Origin of the sequence: Roseivivax lentus, assembly GCF_900156805.1 — a bacterium.
Lineage (GTDB): Bacteria > Pseudomonadota > Alphaproteobacteria > Rhodobacterales > Rhodobacteraceae > Roseivivax > Roseivivax lentus.
In genome coordinates, this window is the sequence record NZ_FTOQ01000025.1 from 1 (window position 1) to 14273 (window position 14273).

The 14273-nt window shown below is 56.3% G+C and carries 8 protein-coding genes; 4 read left to right on the forward strand and 4 right to left on the reverse strand.

Going from position 1 to position 14273, the window contains the following annotated elements:
* Nucleotides 1-744 precede the first annotated feature (744 nt).
* Genes BW990_RS19975 through BW990_RS19985 form a run of 3 tightly spaced genes read left to right on the forward strand, consistent with a single transcriptional unit; the run spans nt 745 to nt 3231 of the window.
* Nucleotides 745-2142 (forward strand): sugar phosphate nucleotidyltransferase, encoded by a 1398-nt coding sequence (locus tag BW990_RS19975; protein WP_076451120.1) that lies wholly within the window; start codon nt 745-747, stop codon nt 2140-2142.
* Nucleotides 2143-2191: 49 nt separating this feature from the next.
* On the forward strand, nt 2192-2662 hold the full coding sequence (locus BW990_RS19980) for a glycosyltransferase family protein (RefSeq protein WP_076451122.1): 471 nt from the start codon (nt 2192-2194) through the stop codon (nt 2660-2662).
* Nucleotides 2659-3231, forward strand: a complete 573-nt coding sequence (locus BW990_RS19985; RefSeq protein WP_076451124.1) for a glycosyltransferase — start codon at nt 2659-2661, stop codon at nt 3229-3231. Before BW990_RS19980 ends, BW990_RS19985 begins: the two co-directional genes overlap by 4 nt.
* Here BW990_RS19985 and BW990_RS21675 read toward each other — a convergent pair.
* From BW990_RS21675 to BW990_RS22595, 4 genes are all read right to left on the reverse strand, one after another.
* Nucleotides 3192-4496, reverse strand: coding sequence for a hypothetical protein (locus BW990_RS21675; RefSeq protein ID WP_143526298.1), 1305 nt, complete (start codon nt 4494-4496; stop codon nt 3192-3194). The two genes, BW990_RS19985 and BW990_RS21675, sit on opposite strands and share 40 nt — an antisense overlap.
* Before the next feature lie 61 nt (nt 4497-4557).
* Entirely contained in the window at nt 4558-5181 is a 624-nt protein-coding gene (locus BW990_RS19995; protein ID WP_076451127.1) for a polysaccharide biosynthesis/export family protein, read from the reverse strand.
* 145 nt (nt 5182-5326) lie between these two features.
* Entirely contained in the window at nt 5327-6013 is a 687-nt protein-coding gene (locus BW990_RS20000) for a sugar transferase (RefSeq protein WP_076451128.1), read from the reverse strand.
* Between the two features lie 457 nt (nt 6014-6470).
* The gene (locus BW990_RS22595) at nt 6471-6734 is read right to left on the reverse strand and encodes a hypothetical protein (protein WP_200798081.1); all 264 of its coding nucleotides are present in this window, start codon (nt 6732-6734) and stop codon (nt 6471-6473) included.
* 640 nt (nt 6735-7374) lie between these two features.
* Here BW990_RS22595 and BW990_RS20010 point away from each other — a divergent pair.
* The gene (locus tag BW990_RS20010; RefSeq protein ID WP_083950745.1) at nt 7375-14253 is read left to right on the forward strand and encodes a cadherin-like domain-containing protein; all 6879 of its coding nucleotides are present in this window, start codon (nt 7375-7377) and stop codon (nt 14251-14253) included.
* The last annotated feature ends 20 nt before the right edge of the window (nt 14254-14273 follow it).

The window sequence follows — 14273 nt, forward strand, 5'->3', positions numbered from 1 at the left end:
CTCAGAGATTGGCGACGCGTGGCGACAGGCCATGAAAGCTGTCCAAAGGTCTTCAGCTCAGCCATCGCGCTGGCGGCAACCGTGATCTACTGGTTACAAACCTTGATCCAAGCCAACATTGCCTAAGAAATACCACCTTGAGCTGTGCTGCGATATACCGACTCTCTATAATAGTGCACATATCCCTTTAACGATACGGCGAAGCAATCGCCTAAACCTTACAAAGCCTAAATGCTGGAAAGATTTTGTTTCGCAGGCCAAATCAATCTAAAAAGCAATTGTTATCAATTCTTTAGCTTGGAAAAGCGCATTGCTGACTTACCCGCGCTGGCCACTTTCTCAAAACTTCCACCCTCTCGAGGGCAAGAGGAATCAGTTGACGGATTGCGACCTGTAGGGTCCAATATAAAACTGATTGCTGCCTTAAGGTTAACGCTGACCTTCTGTCGGCAGCGTTTCGCTATAGGGGCTCATTACGACTGATCGCGTTTGAAAGGAAATCTGTCTCAGCCTAAATCGTTCTGCATGAGTTAACGCTTTCCGATGGGTGCCGACAATGGGCGGCGTTGGCTACGTGGACAAAATTTGATCTATTCAACATTGTCATTTCGGCTTTCACGTGATGACGCACAGGCTGGCTTCAGTCCGCTTTGCACTTCCCAGTGCATTCAACTCTACAACTCGCAATGAAATTGCGTACTTCAGGTCCCCTGTTTCCTCGTTTCAAAAGTGAAGGTTTTTCTTATGATCCAACCTATTATCCTTTGTGCAGGCTCAGAGACTCCGTTGTGGCCCAGTTCACGTCAGAGCTTGCCCACGCAATTTGCTCCGCTGATGAATGGCTCCTCACCCTTCCAGAACATTTTGAGGCAAATCTCCGGCGAGGGGTTTGCCGCGCCAATGGTCGTCACACATTCGGATTTTCGTTACCTTGCGCATGATCAAGCAGAAGAAGTGGGCGTTTGGGACTCAACGGTACTCGCCGAGCCTGAGTGTCACGGCACTGCCGCTTCAGTCCTTGCTGCGGCCTTAACCGTCGACAAAGACTCGGAAAGCTTGCTGCTCATTATCTCTGCAACCCACGTCGCGAACGACGTCGCAGCCTTTCGCGCCGCTCTTCTTGATGCCCAGGACGAGGTTCGTAGCGGCGAGATAGTAATATTCCCGGTCGCAAACCGAGAACAGGTGAACCACAGCGCCAAACGCAGTGTCGCGTCTGTTCCGGACTCCAGAGGTGCGGCACTTCGGGTGTTGTCCGATCCAGATGAAGAGAGCTTCGAGCAAACAAGCGCCGCAGATGCCTCTGCGAGCATCGTGATGATGCGGCATTCTGATCTGATAACTGCATTCGACAATACTGCGCCGGAGCTAGTGGAAGTCTGCCGACGGGCAGTCAGTGAGGGCACCGCGGAACCGGGTGCCTTCCTATGCGACGCTGCCGCCTACTCCCAAGCAAAGAAGCTCGATTTCGTAGAGGATATTATTGGGAAAGACACGCACCGTCCGCGGATCGCTCACAAGACCCGATGTCTCGATCTCGACGGCTGGGACGCCCTTTGGTCGTTCAGCGCGCGCGACGCCGACGGGGTAGCGACGTCGGGGGACGTTTTGGCGGTGAAATGCCGCGATACGCTGCTACGCAGCGATGACGGGGCCATCCAGGTCCTCGGCCTCGGACTGACCAACGTGGTTGCGGTCGCGATGCGCGATGCGGTGCTTTTTGCGGACCGTAGCAAACTGGACGAATTGCCCGAGGCGCTCGCCCAGCTTCAGAGGCAAAGCAAGACGCAGGCCACAGAATACCCTCGCTACCACAGACCCTGGGGCTGGTATGAGTCCCTGATCGTCGGCGGTCGCTTTCAGGTCAAACGGATCATGGTCAAACCTGGCGGTGTGCTGTCTCTACAGTCTCACGTCCACCGTTCCGAGCATTGGATCGTCGTGGGCGGTACGGCCGAAGTGACAATTGGCGAAGAGGTCTCGCTCGTCTCGGAAAACGGCTCGGTCTACATCCCGGTTGGCACCGTTCACCGCATGGCCAACCCGGGAAAGGTGCCGATGTATCTCATCGAGGTCCAGACCGGCACATATCTCGGTGAAGACGATATCCGCCGCTACGAAGACATTTATTCCCGGTGCTGAAAATTGCCTGTGCGCGAGCGCCTTTCTCGGCTGGCTTGGAGGAGCACATATGAAGAGGACAGAGAACGTTCGACACACCCGGGTCCTTGCCATCGCATCGGCCGGCGGGCACTGGCAGCAACTCATGGTGCTGCGGTCGGCGTTCGAAGATTGCGACGTGCTTTTTGCCACGACTCTTGCCGGGCTTTCGGAAGAATTCGACGCAGCGCCGGCAGTGGTCATCCCCGATATTAGCCGCGACAGCCTAATCAAGCTTCCCTGGGCCGTTGTCAGCATAAGCTACCGCCTGCTGAAATTCCGGCCTGACATTGTCATCTCGACCGGGGCTCTGCCCGGTCTGCTTGCCTTGGTGCTGGCCAAAGGACTGGGCAAGCGGACGGTGTGGATCGATTCCCTTGCCAATGCTGAAACGATCTCCATGTCGGGCAAGCTCGCTCGTCGGTTCTCGGACCTTTGGGTGACGCAATGGCCTGACCTCGCACAGCGGGAAGATGCAAAGTATTTTGGGGCTGTCCTATGATTTTTCTGACCATCGGCACCCAGTTACCGTTTCCCAGACTGACAGAAGCGATGGACCATTTCGCCTCGGTCAACGACGAGCAAGTCGTGGCGCAGATCGGGGAGGAAAAGGCCTCACGCCCGCATCTAGACGTGCGCTCGATGATACCTCCGAATGAATTTGGTGAAATGTTTCAGCGTGCGCGAGTCATAGTAGCCCATGCTGGGATCGGGACGGTTCTTTCAGCCTGCCGTTACCGGCGCCCCCTGATCCTGGTACCACGACGGCATGATCTGGGCGAGCATCGCAACGACCATCAGGTCGCAACCGCTCATTCCTTCGAGGGCACACCAGGTCTTTATGTGGCATGGGATGTCTCTGAACTGCCCAGGCTCCTCACCTCAACCGAACTTGTTGCCCCGCAATTGTCACAAGGTCGGCGCCATGCCTCTTTGGTAAGGGCGCTGGCCGACTTCATCAGTTTAAAAGGGCCCGAGGGTTCGGCGGCTCCGACTAGCTTCGGGCGCGTATCTCAACCGCAAACGCAGTCTCAAGGCGACCAAGAGAAACGTCTCTGGATCCCGAAGTAAAGTGACGTCTCGCTTTGATCGCTATCGGACTCTACTCGAGTGCGGGAATGCGACAGGCTTGTCAGCAGATGGATGCCACGCGTTACCTCGCGGCTGTAGCCGAGCGTGAAATCCAAGCTTGTTACGCCTTCATCTTCGCTGACAAGTGGTTCGGTAACGCGATAGCCCAGACCGACTTCAACGGCATCACGCTCTGTCAAGGCATTTCGATAATTGACGTCGATGCGATTCTGGAGCGCCTCTTCGCCGAAGGCATCAGCTCGGATTTCCCGAAACAGCCCGGCACCAAACCCGGAGCTTTGGTTCTCGACATCGTAGCCAAAAGCGAGTGTCGCATGGACGAGGCCATCTCCACCTCGGGAGGCACCCACCGACCAACTGAATGCGCCTCGCGGGTTTTCGTGCGACCGTCCCGCTTCCGCAGTGAACCGGGTTCCGCCCCCGGTGATCCGGCTATCCACATCAAAACGCAATTCGCCGTTCGACCGATCCCAGACCGCCGCAGCAGTGAAGGTCGGACCGCTGTCGGTCTTGGTCGATTGGCCAGCGGAGCTGCTTTCAATCTCGGTATAATCCAGATTGACGTCTAACCGCGCCAATTGAGACAGCAAAAGGGTGGTGCCGATGCCGACAGACTGTTCGATCCTGTCATCACCAGCATCTGTTGATCGCAGGTCACTCTGACGCAATGAGACTCGCGCCTCAATGCGCTGATCAACAGTGAAGCGCAACTGCGCCTCAGTATCGAAGACGTCGTAGTCGGTCAGTGATACGTTATCCACTCCAGTGTATCGCACTTGTTGAAGACCAACCCCGAGCTCGGCTCCAACCGGCGAACGGGTCGCAAGTGTCAGCCGCGTCGAGACGCGGGTGTCTGAACGGAAGCCGCTGTCGGCAATAAGCTCTGCCTGGCGAGGCGCGTCGCTGTCTTCCTCGATCTCTTGAGCGGTGAAGGAATCGATCTCATTCCGGCTATAAGATGCGGTTACACCAAGTGACGCGTTGGCACTTGTTCGCGCGTACTCCGCCTGGAGCGTTGGCGAAACCAAGCCCAATGAAGAATCGGAGTCTGGATATTCTAGCTCGGTCGCAACTGAAAACCGAAATTCCTGCGTCCGGGTCACAGTACTCAAGTCAAAACTTAGGTCGCTGCGAGCGCGAAGATCATTGTTCTCGGCCAGAATGCCAAAGGACAGCTGGGCTCGTGCCAGCATACCGCCTGTGTTTTCTTGAGCAATGGCACCGCTGAAAATGCCCTGCGCCATAAGGCAGCCGACACTCGCCGCTGTCGTCCACGGCCAATTGCTGCAAGGCATGTTTGGCGTCCTACTCAAACAGTCGGCGTTCGGGAACCAGAATTACATCGCCATCCAGAAGTCGGATATCTCGGCTCAAAGCAGCGCCTCGCGAAAGGGCATGAAAATTCACCGTATAGACTTTTTGCTGACCGGTAGACGCGTCGGTCCGCCGGAGCTGCACGCGCTTGGTCGCAGCAAAAGGCGTAAGCCCCCCGGCCTGCGCAAGAGCTTGCAAAAAAGTCGTGCCTGGCACCATCTCGATCCGACCGCCCGTTTTGACTTCGCCCAATAAGAAGACGGCGATCACGGGCTCTTCGCGGGGTTCCACAGTTACGGGCGGCAAGGGTCGGGGTGGTGCCGGCTGAACGCCTACGTAGACGTTCGGGGGTGAGGCAAAGTTGTCCTCGATTGCGACGGCGATCGCGGCGGTCACTTGTTCGACCGTGCGGCCCGCCGCCATGATCGAACCCGCTGTCGGAAAACTGAAGCGACCATCCGGCAGCACGACCACGTTGCGGTTTAACGACGGGTCCTCGATAACCTCGACCTGAAGCGTGTCGCCCGGGCTGATGCGATAGGCAGATTGAGCAGAAGCCAAACCCGCGAAGGTCAAGATTACGAAAACCAAAGTTGCTTTGTAGAGTGCCTGCATGAGGACACCTTTCTGTTGATCGGAGGTGACCGCAACAAAGGTTTCCACATCAGGCGACCGACCGCTCGCAAAACATCACGCCAAGCAGATTTCTTTTGTACTCTATGGCAGTAAGGTCACGCGGCCTTGGCAGGTCGCACCCGTGTTAAACACCGGTGCAACGAAAAACCACACCAATTGTCGCAACGAGGATCCGCAGGTCGGTCATCAGCGACACTTCCCTGTCATAGGCGTCGTCGAATTTGGCGCGTTCAGCGAAATCGGAGGTATGGCGATCGGAGATCTGCCACAACCCGGTAATTCCAGGCCGCTGCCGATAGTAGCGTTTTCCCGGATAGAGTTCGGCCTGGCATTCCATCATCGGGCGCGGACCAACCAAGGACATCGTCCCATTCAGGACATTCCAGACCTGCGGCAGTTCATCAATCGACGTGCGGCGGATAAAGGAACCCACACGGGTTAGTCGGTGATCGTTCTGCAATTTCTGTTTGGTACGCCACTCGCGTGCAGCGTCCGGGTTGGCCTTCAAGTGCTCTTCAAGCCTTGCATCCGCGTCGGGAATCATGCTTCGCAGTTTCCACATCCGAAATTTTCGGCCGTTTCGCCCTAAGCGGGTCTGGGAATAGAAAGGATTACTTCCATCCATCGCGATCAGTGCCGCAAAAAATAGGATAACTATGAGCGCCGTTGGGGCGACGAAGCACACCAATACTACATCTAGACCTCTCTTAATAAATCTGCTATAAAATCCATCAACCTTGACGATATCTGTGGTTGTCTCGTATGAAAAAGCGCCATGCGTCTGCGCGGCGTTGTCGAAAATAACCTTCATAGTAATCCACCCTAGTACGAACAAAAAATGTCACAATTAAGACTTATTTCATGACAAGCTTTCTAAGTTTTCAATGATTCTTTCTTAAGATTCTATCGTGCATCCCGATACTGCGTGTGTCGGTGCCTAGAAGCTGTTCCAGAAAGCTGAATGGCGGCTCGGCAGTGTTCAAAAAATGGACTCGCAGGACGTGTCGATCGTGACCCGAGCTGGTATCAGCTGCGCAACCTGGTCGAACGATGTTTTGAGAAGCTGAAGAACGCTCCCGTGATCCTCCTTCACTGAAGTGGTCCGCGTAAAATCTGGGAAAACGTAGCATCAGAACTGCTACGAAGCTGCGGCAAGGTGAGTTGCTTGTCGGGCAAGTTAAGGCGCGCGTGGATGCGATCCGAGAGGTTCTGGTCGAATGACGGATCATGTGTTCGGCTGCGACCGGATTATCGAAACATATCTGGTGCTATGACTTCGTGCGGTGTCGGATTGAGGACTCAATGGTCTTCCGGACACGCCACATCCCGGACGAGCACAGCCGGGAGAGCTTGACGATCAGGGTGAAGCGCAAACTGAAATCAAAGGATTTCGCCGAGAAGCTCTTGACCACTACCGACAGCCGCGCCGCGCCACTAGAAAGCTCCGCGCATGTTTCGGCTGCTCCATCCGCGCCAAACGCCGGAACCATCTGCATGGCTCCGGTTCGGGCGCGGTCAAAGTCCAGTGGCATGTCAGGCACGCTCAAGCACTGACGGCGCGTCGCAACCCGCTTTGACATGTGTCCAAAATTCGTTCTGTCCGCGTTCGCACGCAACGCAATCGTCATGTTTTGGTTATGACACAAGAACGGGTCCAGAGCCTCGGTAAGGCGGGGCACCCTCCTTCTGCATGGGTTTGCGAGTCCTGTCTCTCAAGCAAACGCCAGACAGCATCGAGGCAATGACTTGCGCTGCTCGGGTTTCCAATGGATGTCTTCGATTGGATTTGGACGAATCAACGGGCCGGGAAGCAGCCGTCTAACACCGAAAAGACGATTCATCATGCAGTCTGTACACTCCTGCGAGTATAAAATCATCGAGCGATGTGTGACAGCGTCCCGTGCGAAACTGAGACCGGTGATCAACCCAAGCGCATAATCTTCTGGCACTAAGTATTGATCCGTACGAAAAATTTTCAGCGATATCGAATTGTTTTGGAACATGCTCACACGCTGAAGTTGAATTTTTGTATGTTTTGGCGCCCACGTCGAAGCACGGAAGGGTAGCATACACCGCCAGTTTCCGGTTTGATTTCTTGGTGATTCAATATGCAACGCGTAAAATGTTCTCTGGCGTAAGTTGTTTTTATATTTTCTGTGAAGGTTTGCTTTGATGGCTTCAGATGATTTTTCCAGTTCGATCCTTGATAGCCGATGGAGGGTAGAAGGCCCTGCCGGAGTGGGCTGGGGGCATGGATCGGCGAACGGCGAAGCGTGGCTGGAACTGGTGACGCCTGACGGAAATTACGACCTCTGGAATATCAACAACAGCGCCCGCGCCATGCAGGACGTAAGCGACGAAGACTTCGCTGTTGAGACCAGATTTCTTTCGACGCCCGACACTGGTGCACAGACGCAGGGCATCTTGATCGAAAGCGATGCCAACAACTGGATTCGCTTCGATGTGTACTCGGACGGGACCTCGTTGCGGGCCTTTGCAGCGGTGACGCTGGACGGCCAGTCCTCGGCTCGGATCAACGTGGTGATCCCAGAAGGCAGCGCAGAATTCATTCGAGTATCCCGGGACGGCAGAGTCTGGACGTTCGAATATTCTGGCGATGGGGAGACATGGGTCGAAGCGGGCAATTTTAGCCAGGAACTGACGGTGACCTCGGCGGGCGTTTTTGCAGGTAACTCGGGCGCTGCAACCGGCTATACCGCGCAAATTGACTATTTCGAAATCTCGTCCGACCCGCTTACGACAGAGGATGGCGTGGCCTACCAGTCGGACTTTGTGGACGCGCCTTCGCCCCCGTCCGATCCTTTCTCGGATGATTTTTCATCTTTGTCATTGGGCGGCGGTTGGCGGATCGAAGGGCCTTCCGGGGTCACGAGCGGGTTGGTGTCCGATGGCATCGATTCCTGGCTTGAACTGATAACACCGGACGGGAACTTCGATCTCTGGAACAACAACAACGCCGGACGGGCGATGCAGGACACGCCGGACGAGGATTTCACACTCTCAACGCGTTTCCTATCGGTGCCGAGCGAGCGCTATCAGATGCAGGGCATTCTGGTCGAGCAGGATGAAGCCAACTGGATCCGGTTCGACACCTATTCCGATGGCAACGTGTTGCGCGTCTTTGCAGCGGTCACCGTGAACGGCGCGTCTTCGGTGCGGATCAGCGCAGCGTTGCCGACGGCAGCTGCGCCGTACCTCGAGGTGGTGCGCGTCGGCGACGAATGGACCTTCCGCTATTCCACCGATGGCGCGACCTGGGTAACGGCTGGAAGCTTCACGCATGCGCTGAATGTCACCGCGACTGGTGTCTATGCAGGCAATGCGGCGGGGGCCACGGGCTTTACTGCGCAGGTCGATTATTTCGAAACCTCCCTGGCCCCGCTTGGCAGCGAAGATGGAACGGTTATCGGTGCCAATACCGGACCGACGGCGCAGGATGACGCAGTGGCGGCGATGGCCGATACTGAGGTGTCAATCAATGCTGCAGACCTGCTGGCCAATGACTCGGACCCGGAAAATGACACGCTGGTTATTACCGGTTACACGCAGCCGACCAACGGTACGCTTACGGACAATCTTGACGGCACTTGGACCTACACGCCGGGGACAGGGTATGTGGGCGATGACACCTTCACCTATTCGGTGTCGGACGGCGAACTGACAGATAGCGCGACGGTGACGGTTACGGTCCAAGCGCCTTCGCCCCCGTCCGATCCTTTCTCGGATGATTTTTCATCTTTGTCATTGGGCGGCGGTTGGCGGATCGAAGGGCCTTCCGGGGTCACGAGCGGGTTGGTGTCCGATGGCATCGATTCCTGGCTTGAACTGATAACACCGGACGGGAACTTCGATCTCTGGAACAACAACAACGCCGGACGGGCGATGCAGGACACGCCGGACGAGGATTTCACACTCTCAACGCGTTTCCTATCGGTGCCGAGCGAGCGCTATCAGATGCAGGGCATTCTGGTCGAGCAGGATGAAGCCAACTGGATCCGGTTCGACACCTATTCCGATGGCAACGTGTTGCGCGTCTTTGCAGCGGTCACCGTGAACGGCGCGTCTTCGGTGCGGATCAGCGCAGCGTTGCCGACGGCAGCTGCGCCGTACCTCGAGGTGGTGCGCGTCGGCGACGAATGGACCTTCCGCTATTCCACCGATGGCGCGACCTGGGTAACGGCTGGAAGCTTCACGCATGCGCTGAATGTCACCGCGACTGGTGTCTATGCAGGCAATGCGGCGGGGGCCACGGGCTTTACTGCGCAGGTCGATTATTTCGAAACCTCCCTGGCCCCGCTTGGCAGCGAAGATGGTAGCTTGATGCCCGTCGATGCGGTGGACGATAGCCTTGTCACCGATGCGGACGTACCGCTGACGTTTGCCGTCGCCGACCTGCTGTACAACGATCTTGAACCGGATGGAACCACTCTGACGGTGATTTCCGTCGGATCGCCGCAGAACGGCACGCTTACGGACAACCAGGACGGAACGTGGACCTATGCGCCCGATGCGGGTTACCAAGGATACGATGTCTTCGAGTATACGGTGTCAGACGGGATCACCGAAGACACGGCACAGGTCGTTCTGACGGTCGGCACCCCGCCACCGCCTTCGTTTGTTTCGGATGACTTCCATAATAGTGCACTCGGACTGCAATGGCAGATCGTGGCGCCGAACGGCACGTCGCATTCACTCGGAAGCGAGGGCCAAGAGTCATTCCTATCGCTCAGCACCGGACCCGGCAACCATGACATCTGGAACGGCAACAACGCTGTTCGTGCTATGCAGGATGTATCGGACGAAGATTTCGAAATTGAGGCACGTTTCCTCTCCGTGCCAACCGAGGCCTACCAGATGCAAGGCTTCCTCATCGAGGGAGATGAGTCCAACTGGTTGCGCTTCGACACTTATTCCGACGGTTCCCGGCTCTACGCCTTTGCCGCGTCTACTGTAGAGGGCAGTTCTTCGCAGTTGTTCCGGACCGTGATCCCGGAGGGCGCCGCGCCTTATCTGAGGCTTGATCGCACCGGAGACACATTCACATTCTCATATTCGACAGATGGGGAGACTTGGGCTGTTGCCGGTACTGCCACCCGCAGCATTGTCGTGACCCAGACCGGGGTTTTCGGCGCCAGCGTCGGAGCTGCCGACGGGTTCTCCGCTATTGTAGATTATGTCGAAGCGACAAGCGATCCGGTGCTGACCGAAGACACATTCACATTCTCATATTCGACAGATGGGGAGACTTGGGCTGTTGCCGGTACTGCCACCCGCAGCATTGTCGTGACCCAGACCGGGGTTTTCGGCGCCAGCGTCGGAGCTGCCGACGGGTTCTCCGCTATTGTAGATTATGTCGAAGCGACAAGCGATCCGGTGCTGACCGAAGACACATTCACATTCTCATATTCGACAGATGGGGAGACTTGGGCTGTTGCCGGTACTGCCACCCGCAGCATTGTCGTGACCCAGACCGGGGTTTTCGGCGCCAGCGTCGGAGCTGCCGACGGGTTCTCCGCTATTGTAGATTATGTCGAAGCGACAAGCGATCCGGTGCTGACCGAGGACGGCATCACGGCCCCGCCGAATGCGGTGGACGACTCCTTTGCGACGGCTCCTGACGTCCCGCTTACGCTGTCGACTGCGGAACTGATCGCCAATGACATCGAACCGGACGGTGATCCCATGGTCATCGTCTCGGTGACTGCACCAAGCAACGGCACTCTCACTGACAATGGCGACGGTACGTATACCTACACGCCGGCTGCCGGCTATGAAGGGTACGATGGGTTTGCCTACACGGTTTCGGACGGCACGTCCGAAGACACCGCCACGGTGACGCTCACGGTCGGCACGCCTCCGCCACCCGAACTTGTTGCTGACGATTTCAACGGATCGACCCTGTCTCACAATTGGCAGGTCGTGCCAAAGCAGGGCGCCACTTTCGGTCTTGGCGGAAATGCCGACGATGCCTACCTCGAGATCGCGACGACCGGCGGTAATTTTGACCTGTGGGGAACCACACGCAATGCGCCGCGCGCCATGCAAGAGATCACAGACGAGGATTTTTCTTACGAGGTACGTTTTATTTCGACGCCGTCCCAAGCCCACCAGATGCAGGGTTTCCTGATCGAGGAAGGTGCCGGGACTTGGTTGCGCTATGACATGTATTCGGACGGCACACGACTTTACGCCTTTGCTGCCTTAACGGTTGGTGGCAATTCCTCGGTCTTGCTCAAGACACCGATACCCGAAACGGTCGAGTATCTGCGCTTGGAGCGGAACGCTGATTTGTTTACGTTCTCCTATTCCGAGGATGGAGACGCCTGGACAGTCGCTGGCGATGCCGTGATCGCGATGGCCCCTACCCAAGCGGGAGTTTTCGCGGGGAGTGTGGGCGCGGATTCGGGCCTGACGGTTCAAGTGGACTACGTACAGTCTTCGGAAACGCCGCTACTGGACGAGGACGCGGGATACGAGCCAGCGCCCGCTCCGCCTGTGACCGCGCCTGACAATTTTTCGATGGACCCGGACACGTTTCTTGAATTTACAGCCGCCGATCTTCTGAGCAACGACTACGATATCAACCGCGATGAATTGGTAATCGTCGGATTCAGCGGACTTGAAAACGGTACTATCGATGGCCTTGGCGGTGGCAACTACGTCTACATGCCCGCGCCTTCTTTCGAAGGTATCGAGACGTTCACATACACTGTCAGTGACGGTTCGTTCACTTCCGAAGGTCAAGTCTCGGTACTTGTCGATCTGTTCGATGCTGTATCTGACGATTTTTCGGGCGACGCACTGTCATCCGTCTGGACCTTCGAGGGCATCTCCGGAGCTGCCTACATTGGCTATGATGGAGTCGAGGCCTTTGCGCAGATCATCTCGCCGCAGGGAGTACAGGTCAGCGCGTCGGGCAACCTGACGACACCCCGGCTTATGCAGGATGTCCTGGATCTGGATTTTCAAATACAGGCCGGGTTTCTGACCGAGCCTGGCCTGAAGTATCAGGAACACGGCTTGCTCGTGGTGGAGGATGACGGAAACTGGTTGCGGTTCGATTTGGCCTACACAGGCAACAAACTGACTTTGATCGTCGGTAATATCGACGGCAACACGACGACCTACCCGTTGTTCAGCACGGTCGGTTCCGGTGCGGTCGAGGAATTCCGGATCACCCGGGAAGGTGATTTGTTCACCTTCGAATATCGGGGGGACACATCGGACTGGATCGTGGCCCATACCCTGGAACGGGAAATGACCGTCACGAAGGTCGGTGTTTTTGCGGGTAGCACGTCGTTTGATAGCGATGTTCCGGGGTACATAGCTCAGATCGACTATTTCCAGAACTCGCTTGATCCGATCGTGGATGAGGACGGAAGTTATGTCCCGCAGAACCATGCCCCAGTCGCTTCGGATGATGCGTTCGGTGTCCCGGACAATCTGATCTTTAGTTATGATGATCTTCTGGCAAACGACTATGATCCGGATGTTGGCGATACGATCTCAGTCACTTCGGTTGGCTCTGTGTCACATGGCACGCTGACCGATAATGGCGATGGCACGTTCCTGTATGTGCCGGACGAAGGCTTCCAAGGGCTGGACAGCTTTGCCTATACGATAACCGACGGGACGCTGACGTCGCAAGCGACGGCAACGCTCGATGTCCAGAAGCCGATAGATGTCTGGCACGGCGATGTGCAAAGCTTTGGGAGTCCCGGGGAAGGTCAGCGGTGGATCAATATACTGGGCAATGCCGCTGATACGGTCTCCAGTCTGGCCTACAGCCTGAACGGTGGCGCTCTTGTCTCACTCTCCATGGGGCCGGATACAAGGCGCCTGCAGGAGAACGGCGATTTCAATATCGATATCGACTATGCCCTGCTTGATCCAAGTGCCACGGACGACATCGTTACTATCTATGCGACGCTGGCGAACGGTGCGGTTTTTGCTCAAGATGTGACAATCGAGTACGAGGGTGGCGGCACTTGGGACCCGAATTACGCGATCGACTGGGGTTCCGTGGCCGATATTCAGGAAGTTGTTCAAGTCGTAGACGGCGCCTGGACCTGGGATGAAAATGGTGCCCGGCCAGTTCAATTGGGATACGATCGGCTTCTGGTGCTTGGCGATCAAAGCTGGGACAACTACGAGCTGAACGTAGTCATTACCGCTCACGATCTTCAGAACGTTGATCCGCTTGGACGTGATGGCGGTGGTTTGGCCATCGGGATGCTCTGGGACGGGCATACAACGGGGCGGTTCACCGGTTGGCAGCCCGCAAGCGGCTACGAACCGGGCGCGTCGTTCTTTTACACTCATCTTTTCAAAAGCCACAGTTACCATACATTCTCAGAAGTGCTTGGCACCACCAGAAGCCTCTCGCTCGAAGAGGGTCTCAGCTACAATTTCACGGTTCGGGTCGAACAGATTGGCCTGTATGACCGACTGTACAGCCTGAAGGCCTGGGAAGTCGGAACAACGGAGCCGGTCGATTGGACGTTGCAGACCGTCGAGACCTTTTCGCTCGACGAAGCGCCGGCCACGGGATCGATATATCTAAACGCGCATTACTTCGACGTGACGTTCGGCGACCTGACAGTTACCGAAATTACCGGAGATGACATTATTCAGGGCGATGAAACTGACGAGGTTCTGATGGCAGTGAACGTCTTGGATGCCGCACCGGGTATCGGCGAGATTGACGTATTTGTTGGAAGCGGCGGCAGTGACATATTCGTCTTCGGCGATGCAAACGGCACTTACTACGACGATACAACCGCCAGCGATGAAGGTCTCAACGATTACGGTTTTGTTTGGGATTTCGAGGTCGGAATCGATATGGTCCAACTGGCTGGCGGTCCAGTGGATTACGTTCTTACAGAAAATCATGCGGGTCTGACGCCAGGCACTGCTATATGGCGCGTCGGCCAAGCCGATGAGAGCGACGAGCTCATCGGTCTGCTGAACGATGTGACGGGGCTCGATCTCTATGGAACGAGTTTCATCTACGAGGGACAGTTCGCGTAATTCATCATTGGTTCCGTTTC

Bases quoted from the DNA above. Each gene is read 5' to 3' on its own strand.
- BW990_RS19975 (WP_076451120.1), top strand. From the start codon at position 745: ATGATCCAACCTATTATCCTTTGTGCAGGCTCAGAGACTCCGTTGTGG.
- BW990_RS19980 (WP_076451122.1), top strand. From the start codon at position 2,192: ATGAAGAGGACAGAGAACGTTCGACACACCCGGGTCCTTGCCATCGCA.
- BW990_RS19985 (WP_076451124.1), top strand. From the start codon at position 2,659: ATGATTTTTCTGACCATCGGCACCCAGTTACCGTTTCCCAGACTGACA.
- BW990_RS21675 (WP_143526298.1), bottom strand. From the start codon at position 4,496: ATGGCGCAGGGCATTTTCAGCGGTGCCATTGCTCAAGAAAACACAGGC.
- BW990_RS19995 (WP_076451127.1), bottom strand. From the start codon at position 5,181: ATGCAGGCACTCTACAAAGCAACTTTGGTTTTCGTAATCTTGACCTTC.
- BW990_RS20000 (WP_076451128.1), bottom strand. From the start codon at position 6,013: ATGAAGGTTATTTTCGACAACGCCGCGCAGACGCATGGCGCTTTTTCA.
- BW990_RS22595 (WP_200798081.1), bottom strand. From the start codon at position 6,734: ATGCCACTGGACTTTGACCGCGCCCGAACCGGAGCCATGCAGATGGTT.
- BW990_RS20010 (WP_083950745.1), top strand. From the start codon at position 7,375: ATGGCTTCAGATGATTTTTCCAGTTCGATCCTTGATAGCCGATGGAGG.